Genomic DNA, 19,877 nt, shown 5'->3' on the forward strand with positions numbered 1-19,877 from the left:
AGGCCAGCTAAACATTTTTACGTATCATTAGCGCCTGTGAAGAACGACCTGCCCCACGACCTGGTACGGACCCTGCTCGCGGTCGTCGACGAGGGCACCTTCGACGCCGCCGCGGCGGCCCTGCACGTCACGCCCTCCGCCGTGAGCCAGCGGATCAAGGCACTGGAGCAGCGCACCGGGCGGGTACTGCTGACCCGGACCCGGCCGGTCCGGGCGACAGGGTCCGGGCAGATCGTGGTGCGCTTCGGCCGCCAGCTCGCCCGCCTGGAAGGCGACGCGCGTACCGCCCTCGGGATGGCCGAGGGCGGGGAGGGCACCGAGCCGTCGGAGCCCTCCTGGCTGCCGATCGCGGTCAACGCGGACTCGCTGGCGACCTGGTTCGTGCCCGCGCTGGCCTCGCTCGCGCGGGACGCGCGGATCCACGTCGACCTGCGCCGTGAGGACGAGGCGCACACCACCGCCCTGCTGCGTGCGGGCGAGGTGATGGCGGCCGTCACCTCCACGCCCGATCCGGTGGCGGGCTGCTCGGTGCGCCGGCTCGGCGCGATGACCTATCTCTCGGTCGCCGCACCGCAGTTCGCCGCTCGCTGGCTCGACGGCGACACGGCCCTGCTGCTGCCGGCGGCCCCCGTGGTCTGCTTCGACCGCCGAGACGAGCTGCAGGACGCCTTCACCCGTGAGCTGACGGATGGTCAGAGTGCCAGTCCGCTGAGGCACTACGTCCCCTCCAGTGAGGGATTCGCCGACGCGGTGACGGCCGGCCTCGGCTGGGGTCTGGTCCCGCGCAGCCAGGCCGAGCCCCGGCTGCGCACCGGTGCGCTGGTGCGGTTCCTCTCCGACCGCACGGTCGAGGTCCCGCTCTACTGGCAGCAGTGGCGCCTCGACTCCCCCGCGCTGGCAGCCGTCGCCGCGGCGGTGGCAGCGGAGGCGGCAAGAGCACTGCAGTAGGTGCACCACCCCGGCTCGGAGGCCACCACCTCGGCCGTGCGCGGCGCCCTCCACAGAAGGATGGCGAAATCCTGATGTCATTGGGCCGGGCCACCGTAGCCGGCCGACTTGGTGTTGACGAATGACAGCTCGTGGCGGGCATTCACACCGGCCGGCGTTTCCGGAAAATCGGGTGGATCGCAAGCGGGTCGCGCAAACCCCGGAGACGGGAGCGCGCTCATGGGAATATCCCCATTCCAGGTCGAACATGCCGTTTTTCCCGCCGACCTCGCGGGAGAGTTCAACCTGCTCGCCGATCAGCTGGTTCACGGTTCGGACGATTTCGCCGTCGAGGACATTTTCGACGACGAGGATCCGTCATTCCGGCAACGCGACAGTTGAGCGGAATTGAGCGCGGAATCCTCCGGTCTCACCGGAGTGAGCCGGCGCCTCGTCTTCGGGTCGGCGTACGGGGCCCGCCGCTGAAGCCGGCCTGTTCTGCCGACGGCCGGCCGCCCCTCCCTGGCAGGCGGCCGGCCGTCAACGTCGCGCTCTCGCGCCTACCGGATCAGACGCAGTTCATCGGCGATACGACCATGGAGATGTCGGAACCCACCTGTGCGGCGGGCGCGGCCTGGTCCGCGACCACGCAGTTGCCGGCCGGGCGGCTGGCGGCCTGAGCCGGAGCGGCCGACGCCAGGGCGGCGGCGCTGGCCAGGGAACCCGCGGCGCCGAGCGCCATGGAAGCCGCACCGATTCGCTTTGCAGTAATTCGCATTGCTCTTCCTCCCTAATGAGACTGAGATTGACCGTAACTTTTTTGACAGCTGACTGTCAAGCAGTTCCGCTGCCATCTCGGCCACTTGTTCCTTGACAAAGTGTTCACGTACTGGCTGACCTGGGATTCTGTGCGGCCGCTGCCAGTTGATCAACAACCGGACTGCCTCCCGGAAAGTCCGGCGGCGCCCGCCCCCAAGGGAGGAGGACCGCTGTCGTGCATGCGGCCGAGAGGCGACTGCCATCGGTCGGCCCGGTATGTCTGATGTGTGGGACGTGTGCGGATTGGTCGTCAATCCCGGCCCTTCACAGTATGGTTGACCGTCCCCGGACGGGGAAATATCCTCCACCGAGTGAACTCACAACGTAATTCGAAACTGCTCCGGTATGCGCGCGAGCTGGCCACGGAGTTCGGGGCGGACGAGGCTGTGGCCGGGGTCTACATCGGCGGAAGCGTGACCGCTGGTCTTGGGTCGGCGACCAGTGACGCGGACGTCTTCGTCCTGCTCAGGGACGATGCCCCGGAGCGGCCGAAGATGCAGCAGATCGCCAGGGACGGCATGCGTGCCGACGTCGAGTTCGTACGGATGGCACAGGCGAACGCGATGGTCGCCGAGGTCACCGACTGGCACCATGAGAACACGGGGGCCACCGAGGCCTGGGTGCCCTGGACCACGCTCGACTTCGCGGTGCGCCTGTCCTACGCGGAGATCGTCTGTCCCTCCCCGGCTCTCTCGGAGCTCCACCAGACGGTCAAGAGTCGGAGCGACGCGATCCGCCAGTTGGCCATCCTGCGCTGGGCGTTGGAGGCCAACGGCCACTTCGAGGATTTCCGCGGCCTCTACCAGGACGGCGATCTGGACACCGCCGCCCTCGTCGGTGTGAACGTGCTGATGAGCGCGGGCAAAGCCCTGGCTGCCGGTGCGGGCGATGTCTACATGGGCGAAAAGTGGGTCTACCGCCAACTGGCCAGGTCGGTGACGCGTTTCCCGATCGACTACTTCCGGGAGATGGTGTCCGGTCGCTGGACCGAATCGCCCGACGGGTACCAGGACTTCGTCCATCTGGCGCAGACGATGCTGATCGCGGCCGCGTCCACCGGGTGGTCGCAACCCCATGCCGGGCAGTGGCGTGCCTGGGAACCTCCGAGCGGAATGCGGCGGGATCCGTCCGTCATCCCGCTCCGCTTCAGTAACGGCATCGGCCTCAACCACGAACTGGCCAGGCAGTTCCTGGTCAAGCCCTACATAGGTCTGGCCTGGGGGCTCGCCACGGTCGGTGACGAGGCGGACTTCAGGAAGGCGGTCGCGCTGCACTCGCTCGCCAGCACGGAGTACGCCGGCGTGGCGGAAGAACTCTTCGTGGAAGCCCGGAAGCAGCTCATCGAGCACCGTCTGCTCGGGTAGCGGGGCACCGGGCAAGTGCCCTGTGGTCCGTACGGCTTGGTACCCCGGCACGGGTTCCGGGGCGGCGCATCGCCCCGAGCGGATGCCGGGCCCAGGCCGGCCGGCGCCGGCTTCGCACTGTCCTCCGTTGCCCGCCCACCAGCGGATCCGAATGCAGCCTGTCAGCGACGCCGACGGGGCGTTGAGCCGGGCGGCCTGGCGCGTCAGGTGGTCGCGCTCGGCGAGGTCGGGTGCCTTCCGGGCCGCCTCGGCGTACAGCCGTGCTGCCGTCGCCAGGTCGCCGTCGCGCTCGTGGAGGTACGCCGCCACCGCGGTGTGGCGGGGCAGTGAGGCGTCCAGTGCCGCGAGCGCCGCCAGCCCGGCGCGCGGTCCGTCGGCTTCGCCGACGGCGACTGCGCGGTTGAGCCGGACGACCGGGCTGTCGGTCAGGCACGTGAGCTCGTCATACCACTCGACGATCTGCACCCAGTCGGTCTCCTCGGCGGTGGGCGCGTCCGCGTGGAGTGCCGCGATGGCGGCCTGGGCCTGGAACTCGCCCAGCCGGTCACGGGCGAGGGCCGCCTGCAGGATCTCGACGCTATCGGCACGCGACGCCGCGGGCCCTATTGCCGGTCGGTCTAAGCCTGGGTGCGCCGCCTGCCGTGATGCGTGGGCCCGCCCAGCAGCCCTGTTCCGGCCCGTCCCCGCAGGCGGACCAGGACGGCAGCGACCGCTGCCGCCGCGTCATCGGGACGGAGGTCGGCCGACACCTCGTCAGCTGATCCCCACGTCCCCAAGCGCCCGCTGCCGGGCTGGTGCCGACCTGGTGGGCCAGTAGAGGTGACAGACCACCGGGAGGACGACACCGCCGACCGCATCGGCCCCGGGTTGTAAATCCGTGGGCCGATGCCAGCGCGGATGATCAATCGGTGGGTTGATGCCGCACGGGAGGGGCACGTGACAGCGTTCCCCTGTGCCCACGGACTGGCCGTCGCGGCACGACTGACGATCCGTGACCACGGGAGGGACCGTGACCGCCACGCCGTTCATCGGCCGGAAGGCCATGACGCGCCGCCGCATGCTGGGAGCCGCGCTGGCCGCCGGGGCCGCCGTGCCGCTCGCCGCCGTCGCCAGCCCCGCGTGGGCGGACCCGGGCGACCCGGCCGCTCCGGGCGCGCCCGCCCCCGCCCCGACGCGGCTCACGCTGCCCGAGCCCACCGGGCCGCACCCGGTGGGCACGGTCCAGCTGCACCTCGTCGACCGGTCGCGCCCGGACGGCATCGCGGGCCCCGGGCACTTCCGCGAGCTGATGGCCACCGTCTGGTACCCCGCCCGGGACGTCGAGCGGTACCCGGTGGCGCCCTGGATGCCGGCCGGCGCATTGAAGGCGTTCCTCGCCGACGTGGGGTTCAGCGCCGTGGCCGACCTGGCGCCGCTCACCTCCGGCCACGTGGGCGCTCCGGTGCGGCGGTCGGGCCGGCGGCTCCCCGTCCTCGTGTACTCGCACGGTGCGCACAGCCACCAGGGCGACCACACGATCATGGTCCAGGAGCTCGCCAGCCACGGGTACGCGGTCGTGACGATCGCCCACCAGTACGACACGTACACCGAGTTCCCCGACGGCCGGGTCGCCGTCCCGCTCCACGACCCGAAGGCCCCCGCCGCCCCGGGGGACTACGCCGCGGACCTCCGCTTCGTCCTCGACTGCGTCGAACAGCTGGCCGCCGGGTGCAATCCGGACGTCGAGCAGCGGGAGCTGCCGGCCGGGCTGCTCGGCTCCCTCGACCCCCAGCGCATGGGCGCGTTCGGCTGGTCGAAGGGCGGGACGGCCACCGCCTGCGCCACGCTCGCGGACGAGCGCATCCGCGCCGGGCTGAGCCTCGACGGCCCGATGGTGATGCAGCCGGCCCTGGCCGGCGACCTGGACCGGCCGTTCATGATGATGTCCGCCGTGTTCACCCGGGCCACGGATCCCGAAGCCGCCGCGTTCTGGTCGCACCTGCGCGGGTGGCGGCTGAACATCCAGGCCCAGGGCGCCGTCCACGTGTCGTACGGCGACAACGAGGCGCTGTTCCCGCAGGTGGCGAAGCTGTTTGGATGGACCGGGCAGCAGCTCCAGGGCACGATCGGCACCCTCGATCCCGACCAGGCGGTGAAGATCCAGCAGGCATACCCGCTCGCGTTCTTCGACGAGCACCTGCGCCACCATCGGGGGCACCTGCTCGACGGGCCGTCCCCGGCCTTCCCGGCGGTGACATTCCTCCCGTGAGCACCCGGGGCCGCGGCGCCGCCGTCCGTCGACGGCGCTCGCGGGTGGCCGGGATACCACCAGGATCGGGCAGGGTCGTACGGGTCCTGTACAGGGCGTGAGCGCTGACCTCCGATGCAGCCCTGACATCGAGACGTCGATGTGGGTTCCACCGCGTCAGGGCGCTGCCTTCGCGTCCATGAGCCGTTACGGGCTGGTGTGGGACACCGGCTGTGTCCCACACCAGCCCTGATTCGCTAGGCCGAGGCCTTGGGACTGCTGTCAGTCCGGCCGCGACGGCCGAGCACCGTGCCCACCACTGCGCCGGCCAGGCCGAGGACGATGCCCGCGATGCCGAGGCCGCGGGCGGTGGTGTCGCTGCTCTTCACCGCCGAACTCGCCTGGTCCTTCGGCTGGGCCGGGCTCGCGCTCGCCTCGGTGCTCGCCTTGGCACCCGGGTCGCTCTCCGCGGCGGCCGCGGTCAGGTGGAGGACGGGGGCCGGGTGCTCGGGTTCCGGCTGGCCGTCCTTGGGCTCCTCGATCCAGCGGACCACGCTGCCGTCGCTGTAGGTCTGCAGCGCCTTGAAGACCACCTTGTCGGTGCCGTCGGGGAGCGCGCCGAAGTCGACGGTGAAGTCCTGGAAGTGGCCGGGGGCGATCTGGCCGCCGGTCCAGACGATCTGGGAGACGACGTCGGTGATGTCGCCGTCGTCGGTGTGGATCGGGGTGGCGAGCTTGGTGGTCTGGATCTGGTCGGTCCAGCCCGGCACCGGCGCGACCAGCGCGGAGGGGATCGGGTGGTCAGTGGGGAAGTCGATCTCGACCTTCACCGTGTTGGCGTTGTCCTGCTCGTTGGGCACGCGGAACGCGAAGGTCTGGTCGGTCGCGTCCTTGGCCACACTGGACGGCTGCACGGTGACGTGCGCGGACGCGGGGCCGGCGATCAGCAGTACGGCGGCGCCGCCCAGGGCGGTGGCGGCGGCAAGGCGGTTTCTGGGGGACAGTCTCATAGCTGTCTGTTCTCCGTGTGGGAACGTGCACGCACACGCGTCGGCGGGAGGGCCTGCTTCTGGGCAGGGACGACCGTCCGCCGTGGGTTGGATGACGCGTGCTGGTGTGGTCAGGGGCGCAGGGCTGCCACTGGTCCGGAGGGTGGTGGGGTGCGCTCGTCCGTCCGGTCAGGCAGTGGCGGCTGCCGGTGGGCCTCTCCTGATCACGCAGTGCCGGAGCAGTACCGGTGACGGAAGCCGCCAGCGTCCGCTCGTCCTCGTGAACCATGCGAGCAGCGGCCGCCGCCCTCGCCCGATGTCGCCGGACAGCACGGCGTCGAGCCGGGCGACCGCCTCGCGCAGCCGGGCCGCGCACGCGTGCGCTGTGGCCGAGGCCGCCTCGGCCGTGGTGTGGACCAACGTCCACACGGCCGCCTCGCCACGTCGCAGCCACCACCCCGCCAGCACGGTCGCGGCAAGGTGTCCGGCGAACATCGCGGGACTCAACCCGAGCAGGAAGGCGTGGCACCACACCGCGACGTGCGGCGCAGCCGTCGCCGAGGTGTGGGCGCCGAGGCCCGCCGGCCCGGCCAGGTGGGTGGCCACGGCCCGAGAGTGGGCGTCGTCGGCCGTTCCCGTACGCGCCATGCCGGGCATTCCCGGCATGGCGTCCATCCTGTCCCTGCCGCCCGGGTCGTGCATGGCCCGGGCCGGTGCCGGCATCCGCCCGAAGTGGAAGAGGAGGTGCAGACCGAGCTGGCCGAGGGCCAGTCCCCCGGTGATTGCGGACAGCGACCGCTCCCGCCGTGCGCCGAGCACGGCAACGCCGCAGGTCAGGACCCAGGCCAGAAACACCGTGCCGATCGGGATCCCGGCGCCGGCGGCCAGCGCGTGACCGGCTGCGGCCAGCACGACGCAGACCGTCGCGAACGGCACGGCGCGCAGTACGCGAAAGTCGATTGCGGCGAGACGCGCCGGAGCGGGCACGTTCACGGTTCCGGGGACAGACATGGCGGGCACATCATGACATCCGTGCCGGGACTCCGTGCACGGTGCCGCACATTCGTTACGGCTCAGCAGGCGCACAGCGGGTACGGTTCCAACCAAGCGATCGGGCATCCTGGCTTCGACGCCGACTCCCGTCCCTTCGGTAGGCAGGCCCCACCCCATCACCCAGGGGCACGCTGACGGACGGCCTCAGCCCGCGCCGCCCGGACTCTCCGGTACCGCCCGGGAAGCCACCACGTGTCCGGTGAATGAACCCCGGCACGTCACGGCAGCTGCGCTGCGGTGCAGGTGGCTGCCTGTCCGCAGGGTCAGCGGGGTGCACGCCACGAACGCGGCCAGGGGATGTGCTGCCAGTCGAGGAGGTCCTGCGGAGCCGTCAGAGATGTCGGCTCCCAGCGCGAGGTCGTCGCCCTTGGCGTGGAGGTACCACATCGACGCGACATCGGCAGGCCGCCAGGACCGGTAGCGCTCGATCGCCGACGCACTGCGGATCAGGCCGAACTCCTCTGCCCAATGCAGATGCCGCACGGCAACCACCTCCGCGTGGGCGTTGATCCGAGGAGGAGACGGAATATCGAACGTCGCCTCCTGAAGGGCCGGTTGACGACCGCAGTCCAAGGATCCCGGCTCACGCTCGGCCATCAGACATCCACCCCTCGGTCCAGACAGCGCATCGCGACCGAAGCTACCGGCATCCCGCCGGACCGAGCCGGCCTTTACGCCGGGAGTGACTCGATAACGCGCCCACGGCCAAAAGCCCGCCAGAACGGGCCGCCCGCCCGACCGACCGCCGCTGTGTCAACCCTGGCCTGCCAGGGCGAGCCGTACGGCAGCCGCCGGGCTGTCGGCCACGACAAGGCCCGGGACGGCCTCGCCGCGCGCATCGATGATCTGCCAACCACCGAGAACGACGACCGACTTGACGCCTCGGCGCACCGCCATCGCCATCTCGGAGAGCGTCCCCCACGACCCGCCGACGGCGATGACCGCATCCGCGGAACCGACCAGGATGCTGTTACGGGCCTGGCCCATGCCGGTGGCGACGGCAGCAGTCAGGTGGGCCGAAGCCCCGGACCGGTCGGCCCCCGACAGGATGCCGATGACGAGGCCGCCCGCCCCCGCCGCCCCCTCCGCCGCGGCAGCCATGACGCCGCCATATCCCCCGCAGAGCACAACCGCACCCGCTCGCGCCAACAGAGTGCCGACCTCCCGGGCCAGCGCTTCCTCGGCCGCACCGCACCCTGAGGGCCCGCATACCGCTACCTGGATCACCACTGCTCCTTCCGAGGCGGGTTCCGCATAGGTGAATCCCTGGGAATCCTCCCAGAAGATGTCCAAGACGGAACGCTTCGACTCCGGCGGCAAGTTGAGGACGTCGTCGGCGAATTCGGCGACCCGGGCGCCGTCGCGGATCTCGCCGCCCGGCTCGACGGCTGGCTCGACGGCTGGAATTCAGGCCGGGGCCGGGACCTTCAGAACGGCCTGATGGACCTGGTCGGTGATGGTCGTCCCTACTGAGCAGGAAAGCCACCTGCCATACACGGAAAGCCAGTTCACGAACTCGTGCGTGCCGGCGCCGGAGTCCGTTCGGACCAGGGTCCGCCGTCCGCGCCGGTACTTCTTCGGTGACTGGGCCAGGCCAGACGGGCGGCTTCAATGTGGCCGGCGGCGGTGTTGCCGCCTGCTCTTCCCTGCCGGAGCGCCCCGCCAGCGGCTCCCCGGAACCGCAGGCGCCACGGTCAGCGAACGCGAACAGCGGATGGTACCCGAAGGACTTCTCCCGGGCCGGAGCGGCGTCCTGCTTCTCGGAGTACGAACGAGAAACCCTGTCGTCCCAGCTCAACGGCATTCTCTGCTTTTCCGACCACCCGTCGGACGGCTCCGCTCCATGAAAGCGTGAGGTCAGGGTCTGCATCACGAGCCCGGGCCGATTTCGATCTCTCGGCTGGCCGCACCGCCCCCGACGGCTGGACGAGTTGGTGGAGGCCCGGCTGCTGGAGCGCTTCCCGTACCAGGAGGCCGGCCGGCGCACCCGGTTCGGCTACCGGCTGACCCCGCGCGGCACCGAGCTGTACCCGATCCTGCTCTCACTCAAGGAGTGGAGCGACCGCCACCGGGGAGACCCGGCCGGCCCGGCCACCAGGCACCGGCACGCGGACTGCGGCGCGGACGTCCACCTCACCCTGGTCTGCGAGCGCGGACACCCGGTGACGGGCCTGGCCGAGGTGGAACTGATCCACGGCCCCGGCGCCCGCCCGGTGCCCCGGCCGTAGCACCGGGCCGGTCACCGAACCCCTGTGACCAGCTCGTATATGAGACGTAGATCGCGAGCGGTGAGGATAAGGCCTGAGCACACCGTTTGAACCGACCGGGAGTCTCCTCATGAAGCGATCTGCAGTGTTCCGCCGATTCCGTGCGGCGGTACTCGTCCCGGCCACCGTAGCCGCCGTGCTGGCCGCCGCCGGTACGGTCGCTTCCGCTGTCACCCACGAGGTGTCCACCGGTCACGCCGTCGCCAGCGGCGGCTCGGGGCCGCAGCCGCCGAGCGACGTGACCGAGTGGAACTCCAAGGTCTGATCGGGCCGTTCCCGCTCAGGCCGGCGGGATCGGTCCGTCCGTGGCCTGCGCGAGCGTGAGGGAGCGGGCCCGGCCCGCCAGCGCCGCGGCCTCGGCGGCCTCGGGGAGCCCGATGCCGCCGAGCACCAAGTGCGCCTCGGCCGCGTGGGCCAGCCCTTCCTCGACACGGCCGAGGTCCAGCGATACCTGGGCGAGGATCAGCAGTGCGTGGCCCCGGTCGCGCTCGCTGCCGACCGCGGTGCGGTAGTGGGCCAGGGCCCGCTCCGCCTCCCGGTACGCCTCCGGCAGCCGGCCAAGCGCCCGCAGCGTGGCCGCACCGCGGTAGCGGGCCTGGGCCGCCTGGCCGGGGATGTCCGAGCTCGCGCAGACCTCGAGGCACTCCCGGTACCCGGCGAGCGCCTCCGGGTACCGCCGCAGCTCGTGCAGGGCCAGACTCCGCACGCACAGCGCGTGGGCGGTGCCGTGGTGGTCGGCCACCTCGCGCAGCAACGGCAGTGCGCCGTCACAGGCCGCCACGGCCTCGTCGACCCGGCCACTGCGCAGCCTGGCCATGGCCGCGTTCAGCACGGTGACGAGTTCGCCCGAGCGGTGGCCCATCTGCCGGGCCAGGGCCAGCGCCTGGTCGAAGTAGTGAACGGCTTCGTCGTAGCGCTGCTCGAACTGCGCTATCACACCGAGGTCGTTGAAGGTCTGACGCAGGATGACCGTGTCATCGGCACGGCGGCAGGCCTCGGTCGCCAGCCGGATGTGGGCGCTCGCCGCTGCCAGCCGGGTGGTCTGCAGCGCGGCATTGCCACACACGAAGAGAGCCCGGCCCGCGGCGCGGTCGTTGCCGGTGCGGACGGCCTTCTCGGCCACCGCCCCGGCGGCGGAGGCGAGTTGGCTGTAGGGGATGTCCCGGCCGAACGGACTCAGCGCGATGAGCAGGTCGGCCGCGGTGTCCAGCAGCTCCGGTGTCGCGGTGCCACCCTGCACCGCGAGCTGGATGATGTGGACGGCCAGGTCGAACTCCTCGGCCACCCAGGCGCGGGCGTCCGCCAGGCCGGTGAAGCGCGGTCCGCTCGGGTCTCCCGGGGTGAGCGTGGTGTGCACGGGGTCGCCCGGGACCATCTGCTGGAAGGCCGATCCGGCGGCTCCCAGCAGGAAGTTGAGCAGCCGGTGGGCCACCCCCGTGAGCCCGCCGTCCTGTTCCCGGCCCGCCGGCGCGGGCAGCTGCCGGGCGAAGGCCTGGACCAGCTGGTGGTACCGGTAGCGGCCCGACGACGGCGACTCCAGCAGCGCGGTGTCTACCAGCGACTCCAGCAGCGGCTCCGCCTCGTCCTCGGTGAGGCCCAGGGCGGCCGCCGCCGCGCCGAGGCCGATGCTCCCCCCGGTGACGGGCGCGAGCGTCCGGAAGGCGTGGCACTGGGACTCGGTCAGCTGGTGGTAGCCGAGCTCGAACACGGCGGCCACGGCCAGCTCGCCGGCCTGGAGTTCGGTCAGCCTCCGGCGTTCGTCACCGAGCCTGCGCACCAGGTTCGCCACCGTCCAGCCCGGCCGGGCGGCCAGCCGGGCCGCCACGATCCGCACGGCGAGCGGCAGGTTCGCGCAGGAGGTGACCACCTCGACGGCGTCGGCCCGTTCCGCCGCGACGCGTTCGGTGCCGATGACCCGCTGGAGCAGGGCCAGCGCCTCCTCGGTCTCGAACACGCACAGCCGGACGTGGGCGGTGGCGGGCAGCCCGGCGAGGCGGGCCCGGCTGGTGAGCACGACCGCGCAGTCGGCCGAGCCCGGCAGCAGCGGCCTGACCTGGGCGGCGTCCCTGGCGTCGTCGAGCAGCAGCAGGACGCTCCGGCCGTCCAGCACGGTACGGAAGAGCCGGGTCCGGTCCTCCAGGGAACGGGGGATCTCCTGGCCCGGCACTCCCAGCGCAGACAGGAAGCTTCCCAGCACCACACCGGGTTCGGCCGCGTCCGTCCCGGTACCCCGCAGGTCGGCGTAGAGCTGGCCGTCGGGGTAGCGCTCCTTGACCTGGTGCGCCACCCGCAGCGCCAGGGTGCTCTTGCCGATGCCGCCCATCCCGCTGACCGAGGCGACCGTCAGGGCGGTCCGGTCCGCGCCGAGCAGGGCCTCGCGCAGTTCAGCCACCGCTTCCTCGCGGCCACTGAAGTCCGCGGTGTCCGGCGGGAGTTGAGCGGGGCGGGCAAGGGCGGGCGAGGTCAGGGGCAGGGCGGCCGGGGACGCGGCGGGCCCCGCGCCGATCCGTACCGGCGCGGGCGCCCCGGTGTGTGGCGCCAGGTCGTTGGCCAGGATCCGCCGGTGCAGCTCGCGCAGTTCCGGCCCCGGGTCCACACCGAGCTCGTCGGCCAGCAGCTGCCGCGCCCTGGCGAAGACGGCGAGCGCCTCTCCCTGCCGTCCGCAGCGGTACAGGGCCTCCATCAGGAAGCCGTACGGCCGCTCCCGCAGCGGGTGTTCGCCGGTGAAGGCGGTCAGGTCCGGGATGGTGGACGGGTACCGGCCCAGCAATAGGTCGTGATCGAAGCGCTCCTCCAGCAGCATCAGCCGCAGTTCGGCGAGCCTGGAGCGCTGCTGCTCGGCGAAGGGTCCGGGCACCCCGGCCAGCGGCTCGCCCCGCCACAGCGACACCGCCTCGGCGAGCAGCCGGGCGCACTCCTCGTGCCACCTCGCCGCGCGGGCGCGTGCCGCCTCGGCCGCCAGCTCCTCGGCGCGGTGGGCGTCCACGCCGGCCGGCGCCACCGCCAGCCGGTAGCCGGACCCGGCGGAGAGCAGCAACTGCGGGGTGGCGCGCCCCTGTTCCAATCGCTGCCGCAACCGCCAGACGTAGGTGCGCAGACTCGTCACGGCGGAGTCCGGGGCCTCCTCGCCCCAGACCATGCCGACCAGTTCGTGCAGCGAGGCAGCTCGCCCCGAGCGGAGCAGCAACGCGGCGAGCGTGGCCTGCTGCTGTGGTGGCCCGACCGGGACGTCGGCCCCGTCGAGACGGATCTGCATGGCGCCGAGCACATTGAACCGCACCGCCCCCTCCAAGCCACATTCCCTTCCCCGGCGCGACCGGGCCGGCCTCCGGCCGATCGCGCGGCACATCCGTACGGAAACAGTTCGGTCATATTAATGACGGGTGAGCAGGATGCAACGGTTAGGGCGCATACGATCTGAGTGTCGGCGCCCGTCTTCCGGCGCGCCGGGACCGCGCCCGTCGGCGCGGGCCCGCGCGGACCGGGGCGAGCGGTCCGGCTGGACGGCCGGCTGGTATGGGTGGACGCGATGTCCGCCGCGCTTCCCGGCCACGTGACGGGTCCATCGCTTCACCGCGCACCGACCGCCGTGCGCCCGGTCCACGCAAGTCCGGACGCTGGAACCGCTCATGAGAACATCAGCCGGTGCGCAGACTGACGGTACTGGGGACGTGCGGGGCCTGGCCCGAGGCCGGCCAGGCCGCCAGCGGCTACCTGCTGGAGTACGACGGGTTCCGACTGGTGCTGGACCTGGGCTACGCGGCCTTCCCGCGCTTGCTGGAGCACTGCGCGGACGGGCAGTTGGACGCCGTGGTGATCACCCATGAGCACCCCGACCACTGCGCCGACCTCAGCGCCCTGTGCCGCGCGCGCTACTTCGCGACGGAGCGGGGCGCCCGGCTGCCGCTGTACTGCCCTCCCGGGGTGATCGGACGCGTCCAGGCGATGGAACCGACGGAGGATCTGCTCGACGTCTTCGACGTGCACCCACTCCCGTCGAACCACCGGGTGGGACCGCTCCGGCTCGACTCCGCGCCGCTGCCGCACCATGTCCCGCACGCGGGCGTACGATTGACCGCCCCCGGCCTGACCCTCGCCTACAGCGGCGATGCCGGGCCGGACCCGGCCCTGTCCCAACTGGCTGCAGACGCCGACCTTTTCATCGCCGGAGCCACACTCCAGAGCACATCAGCAAAGAGCGGCGACCCCTATCTGATGAGCGCCGTCGATGCCGGAACCTGGGCCACCCGCGCCGGGGCCAAGCGCTTGATGCTCACCCACTTCTGGCCCGGCAGTGACCGCGCTCGTTCGACCGCCGACGCCCGCAGCAGCTTCTCCGGCGAGGTGATCGCGGCGGAGGAGCACATGGCGTTCACCTTCTGATACTCCGGCGTGACTTCGCGATCCATCCGGTCGCGGCTCCGCACCGATAGCAGCGGCCCGATCGGCGACATGCCGGCCCTGTTCGCAGGCATCTGGAAGTCAACGCCGTTGCGTTTGGCTGTTCGGCGGCTGGTCAAGTCCCTGACGACGAGGAACGGGACCTCTGGTGGATCACTTGTGTCGAGCAAGATGATCAAGAACCAGGGGTCCCGCTGCAGGAGAAGTCTGTCATCACCCGGACGATCACGACAGCCCCGGGGGTGTACGCGCCGGGGCACCTGGGCGAGCTGACCCAGATCGTGGACTTCGACCTGGTGGACCTCGTGCCGCAGGAGACCGGCGCTCGTGAGAAGCGGCTGAGATTGCTGCCCGCCCGCGTCGTGGTCCACTTCACCCGCGCACTCGCCCTCTTCGAGCAGGCGGCGGGCGTAGGGAAGTTCAAGGCGACCATGCTCGACGGCCGCGTCCTGCGCTCGCGAAGCGTCCCGGGCCTGGATCAAGAGGTCTACGCGCTTCTGGCGACCTACCAGGCGCTCATCCGCACCGCGGCCGACGCGGTCACCACCCGGCCGGGTCTGGCCATGGAGCGGATCAGCTTCACCGTTCTGCTGCAGGCCGCCACCGATCAGGTCACCACCGCCACCGGCATACACGCCGCCGGACCCGACCCCTTGCTCGGACCGATCGGCCGGATGGTCCTGGACAACCTGCTGCCCACCGCGCGGCGCCAGCGCGTCAAAGCCCAGCAGCCGCAAGAACCCAACGAGCAAGTACGGGCCGAACGCAGGAAAACACCCGCAAACCACCCAGACCTACGCCCTTTCTGTCGAGATCCACGTCATGGAAGACGGACTTGCATCACGCCGCCGCCGGTAAACACAACGGCGTTGAAGTCCTAGTTGTATTCGAACCAGGTCAGGATGGCCTTCACCCGGCGGTTGTCCTCGCCGGAGGGCATGCCGAGTTTCAGGAAGACGTTCCCCACGTGTTTGGCCACGGCGGCGCCCGAGAGGAACAGCTCTGCCGCGATCTCCGCGTTGGAGCGGCCTTCGGCCATGAGAGCGAGCACCTCCTGTTCGCGGGCCGTGAGCCGGGCGAGCGGGCCCCGCGGCGGGTCGGCGCGGGTGACGTGGCGAACCACCTCGGGGTCGATCACCACTCCGCCGCCGGAGACCGTCTCGACGGCCCGCAGGAAGTCCGCCACTCTGCCCACCTTCTCCTTGAGCAGGTAGCCGACTGCCCCGTCGGCGCCCGGGCCGTTCAGGAGTTCGCGCACGTACGGGCCCGTGACGTAGGCGGAGAGGACCAGTACCGGCAGGTCCTGGTGCCGCGACCGAATGTCGATCGCGGCCCGGAGTCCGTCGTCGGTGTTCCCGGGCGGCATGCGGACATCCGTGATCACCAGGTCGGGGGCGGCTCCGGCGGCGGCGAGGTCGTCGACAGCGGCGACCAGTTCGTCGGCGTCCTCGCATTCGCGGATCACGTCGTGGGCACTGGAAACCAGGATCTCCCGGATTCCGGCGCGTATCAGCATACTGTCGTCCGCCAGAATGATTCTCACAATCGATTTCCCATCGCTTTTCCCTGTCGAATTCCGTCACCACGGGGGTTGGGCCGGGGCGGATGCCACGACCTCCGTTCCGCCGCCCGGCGGGCTGATGATTTCGAGGTTCCCACCGACGCTTCGCATCCGCTCACGCAGCCCGGAGAGTCCGGATCCGGTGCTGATCCGCGCGCCGCCGGCGCCGTCGTCGTCCACCCGGACGCGGACGCCGCTCTCGGTGCACCGCATCTCGATCCGGGCGCTCCCGACGCCCGCGTGCTTGGCGATGTTCGTCAGGGCCTCGGAGACCGTGAAGTACACGGCCGTGGCGATCGGCGAGGAGAGCCAGGCGTCCGTACCGGTGCTGGTCAGTTCGACCTGCAACGGTGATCTGGCCACCAGTTCCCGGACGGCGGCGATGAGACCGAGATCGCTCAGTTCGCTGGGGTGGATGTCGCGCACCGTCTCCCTCAGCCGTTCGAGCGCGCGCTCCGCCTGGGCCTGGGCCTGGCGGGCCAGCTGGACGATCCGTTCCTGGTCGGTGGCCGTCGCTGTGGCTTCCAGGATTCCCAGGCGCATGACGAGGGCGACGAGTTCCTGCTGGGCGCCGTCGTGCAGGTCACGCTCGATGCGCCGGCGCTCGTTCTCGAAAGCCGCCGTCAGCGAGGCCCGGCTGGCGCGGAGTTCCTCCAGTTTCGCGAGCAGGTCGGGGTTCCGGCTCCCCGAGAAGGCCCGCAGGAGCAGGTCGCGGAGCAGGGAGATGCCGGCCAGCGCGCCCACGGTGACCGCACAGAGGGCGATTCCCGCGGGCACCGCCACGAGGGTTTCCCACAGGGCGGCCGGGGTGAACGGGCCGACTTTCGCGGCGATGCCGAAACCCCAGAAGACGGGGGAGAAAACCAGCGCCAGAGCGCCGAAGAATCCGAAGAAGCCCACCAACAGCGAGAGCGCGGACAGGAGCGCGGCGGTGACGAACACGGGGAGGTCGGTCCTCCACACCGACCGTGCCCGCAGCCGACCGGCCACCCACTGCGGCCAGCTGCGGTCGGCGGGTCGCAGCGGCATCGTCCGGACTCCGCACCACTGCGCCCTGGAGCGGTCCAGTTCGGCCACCACCGGAACCGAGACCGGCGCAGCGAGAACGGAAATCAGGAGAATCGGAAAGGCGGTCGCTGCGACGAATTCGGTCAGCAGCCTCCGGGCAACACGAATCTGCGCCATGATCAACATTTTCGCACAGTTCGGATCGGTCGGGCGGTAGACCCAAGTCTACCTCCAATAGCAGTGCAGGCACCCGTGCACTGCACTGCCCGGCCCTGCTTTCCTTGATTCATGCCATTTTCCACTACCGCTCCCGTGCCGTGCATTCGTTTGCGCGGCCTTCGGACGGAATTCCCCATTCCCGGCCGCCGGGGCGAGACGACGCGCGTCCTGCACGACATCGACCTGGAGATTCCCGAAGGCCGGCTGACCGCCGTCGTCGGCCCCTCCGGTTCGGGCAAGTCGACGCTCCTGCTCTGCACGGCCGGGCTGGAGCGGGCGACCGCGGGGTCCGTCGAGATCCTCGGGACGGACGTCCGCTCACTCAGCCCCCGCAAGCAGGCCGCGTTCCGCAGCGAGAACATCGGCTTCGTCTTCCAGGAGTACAACCTCGTCAGCTCGCTGACGGTCGAGGACAACATCGCCCTCCCGGCGCGGCTCGCCGGCCGCCGGGTGCCCAGGGCGCGGGTCGAGGACGCCATGGCGCGGCTCGGCATCGCCAAGCACGCGCGGCGACGCCCCGACCGCCTCTCCGGTGGCGAGCGCCAGCGCGTCGCGGTGGCCCGGGTGGTGGCGAACCAGCCGCGGATCGTCTTCGCCGACGAGCCGACGGGTGCGCTCGACCTCAAGTCGGGGCATGTGGTGCTCGACTGGCTGCAGGCGCTTCCCGCGCAGGGGAGCACGGTGCTCATGGTCACCCACGACCCTCATGCGGCCGCGCGGGCCGATCAGGTCGTGGTGATGGGGTCCGGGCGGGTACACGCCGTCATCCCCGGTGGCGACTCCCGCGCGGTGGGCGACGCCGTCCTCGCGGCGCAGTCGGCGGACGAGGCGGGCGGGGAGGAGTCGTGATCCGGCTCGTGCTGTCGGACATCCGCCTGCAGGCGTCGATGTGGTGGTGGACGCTCCTGTGCGCCACGGTCGGCGCGGCGTGCTCGGCGGGCTCGGCCATCGCGATGTTCACCGCCGTCTCGGCGGCGCGGGCGGCGGGTGACGCGCGGATGGTCTCCGCGTCGATCGCCCTCGGCGGCAACATCGTCTTCTTCACCGTGCTCGCCGCCGTGGGCATCGTCGCCTCCGCGGTCGGTCTGACGCTGACGACCCAGCGGCGCGAGCACGCCCTGTGGGTGATCCTCGGGATTCCGCGCCACCGGGTCAGGTTCATCCTGCGGACGGAGCTGGTGGTGCTGGGCGCGGTGGCCGGCGCGCTGGCCGCACCGCTCGCCCTGCTGGTCGCGGGTGTCACCCTCGCGCAGTGGAAGGGGACGGGTCTCGAACTGCACGGGGCCTCGGTCGGGTTCCGGTTCTGGTACGTCGGCGTGAGCGTGCTGTTCGGACTGGTTCCGTGCCTGATCGGGGGCTGGGGCGTCACCCGGCGGGCCGCCAGGACGCCGGAGATGCGCGCCTTCCGGGACTTCTCCGATCCCCCGGCGCGGCCGGGCGTCGCCCGCGGTGGCCTCGCCCTGTGCCTGCTCGCCGGTGTGGTCGGGATGTGGGTCCCCGGCCTGGGCCTCGAACTCAAGGGCGGGCTCGCCCAGCGGACGGCCTTCGCGTTCGCCGGGAACCTCTTCCTCGTCTGCCTGCTGCTGCTGATGGGGCCGTGGGTGCTCACCCCGCTGATGAAGCTCTGGACGGCGCTGGTGCCCTCGCGCGGCGTCGCCTGGCACCTTGCCGTGCAGTCGTGCCGGGCCCGCGCGACGAGGAGCGTCACCACGGTGCTGCCCTTCGCGCTCTCCCTGTCGTTCGTCGGCCTCTTCATGGTGATGGGGAAGGTCATGCCCGGAGGCAGCGCCGGGCTGGACAACATCCTGGTCGTGCTGGGCTGGGTCTTCGTCGTGTCCTGGGTCGGGGGCCTCGCCGTGATCGCCCTCGTCGGGCGGGAGCGCGCCCGTGACTCCGCCGTCGTGACGGTGGCCGGTGCGCGGCCGGGCGTGGTCACCCGGTCGATGGTCTACGAGGGGGCGATCTACGCGGGGACGGCGATCGTCTTCGGCGCGCTGTTCGTCGCCGTGTCGAGTCTCACCATCGCCCTGGGAGCCCGGATCGACGTCGTCCGGGTCCTGGCGGGCCTCCCCTGGGCCACGCTCGGGGCGCTCGCCGCCGGGACGCTGGTCACCACCTGCCTCGCGCTGGTCCTGCAGGCGGCCCGGGTGTCGCGCACGGTCGCAGTCCGGGCGCTGCGCTCGTGAACCGGGGTGCGGGAATCCACACCACCATGTTCGTTGACGAAGGAAGAATTCGATGGAACTGACCACGCGCACGCTTCTGGCCTTCGGCGGAGCCGCGCTCCTCGGCCTCGCCGCCACGGCCTGCACCACGGACGGCGCATCGGCCGACGCGACCGTGGAATCGAAGTCCTTCGACTTCGCCGGCGGCAGCCTGACCGTCAAGTCCGGTTCCGCCGACCTCGCGCTGGTGGCCGCCGACATCGAGGGCGTTCAGGTGGAACGACGGGTCAGCGGCAGGAAGGTTGGCGGGGAGGTGGGGTCCGGCTGGCAGCTCGAAGGGGGCACGCTCACACTCTCGCTGGACTGCACGGGGATCTCGGTGGACTGCAGCGCGAAGTACACCGTGAAGGTGCCGCGCGCGGTCGCCGTCACCGCCGAGAGCGGCAAGGGGCGCATCGAGGCCACCGGCTTCACCGCGGACTTCTCGGCCAGGACCGCCGGCGGCGACGTCCGGTTGTCGGACCTCCACGGAGCCAAGCTGGCCCTGGAAGGCGGCGACGGAAGCATCGAGGGCGACGGGATCTCCGCCCGGTCCGTCAGCGTCACGTCGCGGAACGGCAACGTCGACCTGGGCCTGGCCGCCGTGCCCGACCTGGTCGACGTGCAGAGCAGGGACGGCAACGTCGAGCTGGGCCTGCCGGAATCGAAGTACGCGGTCCGCACGGCCGCGAAGAAGGGCGACGTCACCGTGAACGTCGCGAAGGACGACGCGAGCGGCCATTCCGTGGCCGTCCGGACCCGCAACGGCAGCATCGCCATCGGCAAGGGCGGGCAGTCCTAGCCGCCGCGCAGCAACCAGGCCGGAAGCGTTCGATCG

At 71.3% G+C, this 19,877-nt stretch carries 19 protein-coding genes and 2 pseudogenes; 11 read left to right on the plus strand and 10 right to left on the minus strand.

The window, feature by feature from the left end; translation table 11 throughout:
- Positions 1–36 precede the first annotated feature (36 nt).
- Both ACSMTC_RS04030 and ACSMTC_RS04035 read left to right on the plus strand, forming a co-directional pair.
- A complete protein-coding gene (locus ACSMTC_RS04030) occupies positions 37–948 on the plus strand; it encodes a LysR family transcriptional regulator ArgP (RefSeq protein ID WP_436558249.1) in 912 nt (303 codons plus the stop codon).
- Between the two features lie 219 nt (positions 949–1,167).
- Entirely contained in the window at positions 1,168–1,329 is a 162-nt protein-coding gene (locus tag ACSMTC_RS04035; RefSeq protein WP_436558250.1) for a hypothetical protein, read from the plus strand.
- 166 nt (positions 1,330–1,495) lie between these two features.
- On the opposite strand, the gene ACSMTC_RS04040 is transcribed toward ACSMTC_RS04035, so the two are convergent.
- Positions 1,496–1,705, minus strand: coding sequence for a hypothetical protein (locus ACSMTC_RS04040; protein ID WP_436558251.1), 210 nt, complete (start codon positions 1,703–1,705; stop codon positions 1,496–1,498).
- Between the two features lie 352 nt (positions 1,706–2,057).
- Here ACSMTC_RS04040 and ACSMTC_RS04045 point away from each other — a divergent pair, with 352 nt between their 5' ends.
- Complete coding sequence (locus ACSMTC_RS04045; RefSeq protein WP_436558252.1) at positions 2,058–3,110, plus strand: nucleotidyltransferase domain-containing protein; 1,053 nt, start codon at positions 2,058–2,060, stop codon at positions 3,108–3,110.
- 177 nt (positions 3,111–3,287) lie between these two features.
- On the opposite strand, the pseudogene ACSMTC_RS04050 reads toward ACSMTC_RS04045, so the two are convergent.
- Positions 3,288–3,695 (minus strand): annotated as a pseudogene (locus ACSMTC_RS04050) (RNA polymerase subunit sigma-24); the annotation flags it as partial.
- 424 nt (positions 3,696–4,119) lie between these two features.
- Here ACSMTC_RS04050 and ACSMTC_RS04055 point away from each other — a divergent pair.
- Positions 4,120–5,358 carry an alpha/beta hydrolase family protein gene (locus tag ACSMTC_RS04055; protein ID WP_436558253.1) on the plus strand — a complete coding sequence of 413 codons (1,239 nt, stop codon included), beginning with the start codon at positions 4,120–4,122 and terminating at the stop codon, positions 5,356–5,358.
- A gap of 236 nt (positions 5,359–5,594) precedes the next feature.
- Here the strand turns inward: ACSMTC_RS04055 and ACSMTC_RS04060 are convergent, their stop codons facing one another.
- The 5 genes and pseudogenes from ACSMTC_RS04060 to ACSMTC_RS04080 form a co-directional block, all read right to left on the minus strand.
- Entirely contained in the window at positions 5,595–6,347 is a 753-nt protein-coding gene (locus ACSMTC_RS04060) for a YcnI family copper-binding membrane protein (RefSeq protein ID WP_436558254.1), read from the minus strand.
- 168 nt (positions 6,348–6,515) lie between these two features.
- Complete coding sequence (locus tag ACSMTC_RS04065) at positions 6,516–7,337, minus strand: hypothetical protein (RefSeq protein ID WP_436558255.1); 822 nt, start codon at positions 7,335–7,337, stop codon at positions 6,516–6,518.
- Positions 7,338–7,523: 186 nt separating this feature from the next.
- Entirely contained in the window at positions 7,524–7,976 is a 453-nt protein-coding gene (locus tag ACSMTC_RS04070) for an isoprenoid biosynthesis enzyme family protein (protein ID WP_436558256.1), read from the minus strand.
- A 156-nt stretch (positions 7,977–8,132) separates the two neighbouring features.
- Positions 8,133–8,666, minus strand: coding sequence for a TIGR00725 family protein (locus ACSMTC_RS04075; RefSeq protein ID WP_436564583.1), 534 nt, complete (start codon positions 8,664–8,666; stop codon positions 8,133–8,135).
- Positions 8,667–8,669: 3 nt separating this feature from the next.
- Positions 8,670–9,150: pseudogene (locus tag ACSMTC_RS04080) on the minus strand (transposase); the annotation flags it as partial.
- 151 nt (positions 9,151–9,301) lie between these two features.
- On the opposite strand from ACSMTC_RS04080, the gene ACSMTC_RS04085 reads away from it, so the two are divergent.
- Positions 9,302–9,607, plus strand: a complete 306-nt coding sequence (locus ACSMTC_RS04085) for a winged helix-turn-helix transcriptional regulator (protein WP_436564584.1) — start codon at positions 9,302–9,304, stop codon at positions 9,605–9,607.
- A 109-nt stretch (positions 9,608–9,716) separates the two neighbouring features.
- A complete protein-coding gene (locus ACSMTC_RS04090; RefSeq protein ID WP_436558257.1) occupies positions 9,717–9,911 on the plus strand; it encodes a hypothetical protein in 195 nt (64 codons plus the stop codon).
- Positions 9,912–9,926: 15 nt separating this feature from the next.
- Here the strand turns inward: ACSMTC_RS04090 and ACSMTC_RS04095 are convergent, their stop codons facing one another.
- Positions 9,927–12,926: an AfsR/SARP family transcriptional regulator gene (locus tag ACSMTC_RS04095; RefSeq protein ID WP_436558258.1), complete on the minus strand. Its 3,000-nt coding sequence runs from the start codon at positions 12,924–12,926 to the stop codon at positions 9,927–9,929.
- A gap of 365 nt (positions 12,927–13,291) precedes the next feature.
- Here ACSMTC_RS04095 and ACSMTC_RS04100 point away from each other — a divergent pair, with 365 nt between their 5' ends.
- On the plus strand, positions 13,292–14,029 hold the full coding sequence (locus ACSMTC_RS04100) for an MBL fold metallo-hydrolase (RefSeq protein WP_436558259.1): 738 nt from the start codon (positions 13,292–13,294) through the stop codon (positions 14,027–14,029).
- Between the two features lie 260 nt (positions 14,030–14,289).
- A complete protein-coding gene (locus tag ACSMTC_RS04105; protein WP_436558260.1) occupies positions 14,290–14,928 on the plus strand; it encodes a transposase domain-containing protein in 639 nt (212 codons plus the stop codon).
- Here ACSMTC_RS04105 and ACSMTC_RS04110 read toward each other — a convergent pair.
- Together ACSMTC_RS04110 and ACSMTC_RS04115 are read right to left on the minus strand one after the other, a co-directional pair.
- The gene (locus ACSMTC_RS04110; protein WP_436564585.1) at positions 14,925–15,593 is read right to left on the minus strand and encodes a response regulator transcription factor; all 669 of its coding nucleotides are present in this window, start codon (positions 15,591–15,593) and stop codon (positions 14,925–14,927) included. The two genes, ACSMTC_RS04105 and ACSMTC_RS04110, sit on opposite strands and share 4 nt — an antisense overlap.
- Positions 15,594–15,626: 33 nt before the next feature.
- Complete coding sequence (locus tag ACSMTC_RS04115) at positions 15,627–16,793, minus strand: sensor histidine kinase (protein WP_436558261.1); 1,167 nt, start codon at positions 16,791–16,793, stop codon at positions 15,627–15,629.
- 135 nt (positions 16,794–16,928) lie between these two features.
- Here ACSMTC_RS04115 and ACSMTC_RS04120 point away from each other — a divergent pair, with 135 nt between their 5' ends.
- Genes ACSMTC_RS04120 through ACSMTC_RS04130 form a run of 3 tightly spaced genes read left to right on the plus strand, consistent with a single transcriptional unit; the run spans position 16,929 to position 19,841 of the window.
- Positions 16,929–17,684, plus strand: a complete 756-nt coding sequence (locus tag ACSMTC_RS04120) for an ABC transporter ATP-binding protein (RefSeq protein ID WP_242640802.1) — start codon at positions 16,929–16,931, stop codon at positions 17,682–17,684.
- A complete protein-coding gene (locus ACSMTC_RS04125; RefSeq protein WP_436558262.1) occupies positions 17,681–19,021 on the plus strand; it encodes an FtsX-like permease family protein in 1,341 nt (446 codons plus the stop codon). The genes ACSMTC_RS04120 and ACSMTC_RS04125 overlap by 4 nt, the downstream gene beginning before the upstream one ends.
- Before the next feature lie 52 nt (positions 19,022–19,073).
- On the plus strand, positions 19,074–19,841 hold the full coding sequence (locus tag ACSMTC_RS04130; RefSeq protein ID WP_436558263.1) for a DUF4097 family beta strand repeat-containing protein: 768 nt from the start codon (positions 19,074–19,076) through the stop codon (positions 19,839–19,841).
- Positions 19,842–19,877: the final 36 nt, after the last annotated feature.

Source organism: Kitasatospora sp. HPM-01-4 (genome assembly GCF_051374625.1).
Taxonomy (GTDB): domain Bacteria; phylum Actinomycetota; class Actinomycetes; order Streptomycetales; family Streptomycetaceae; genus Kitasatospora.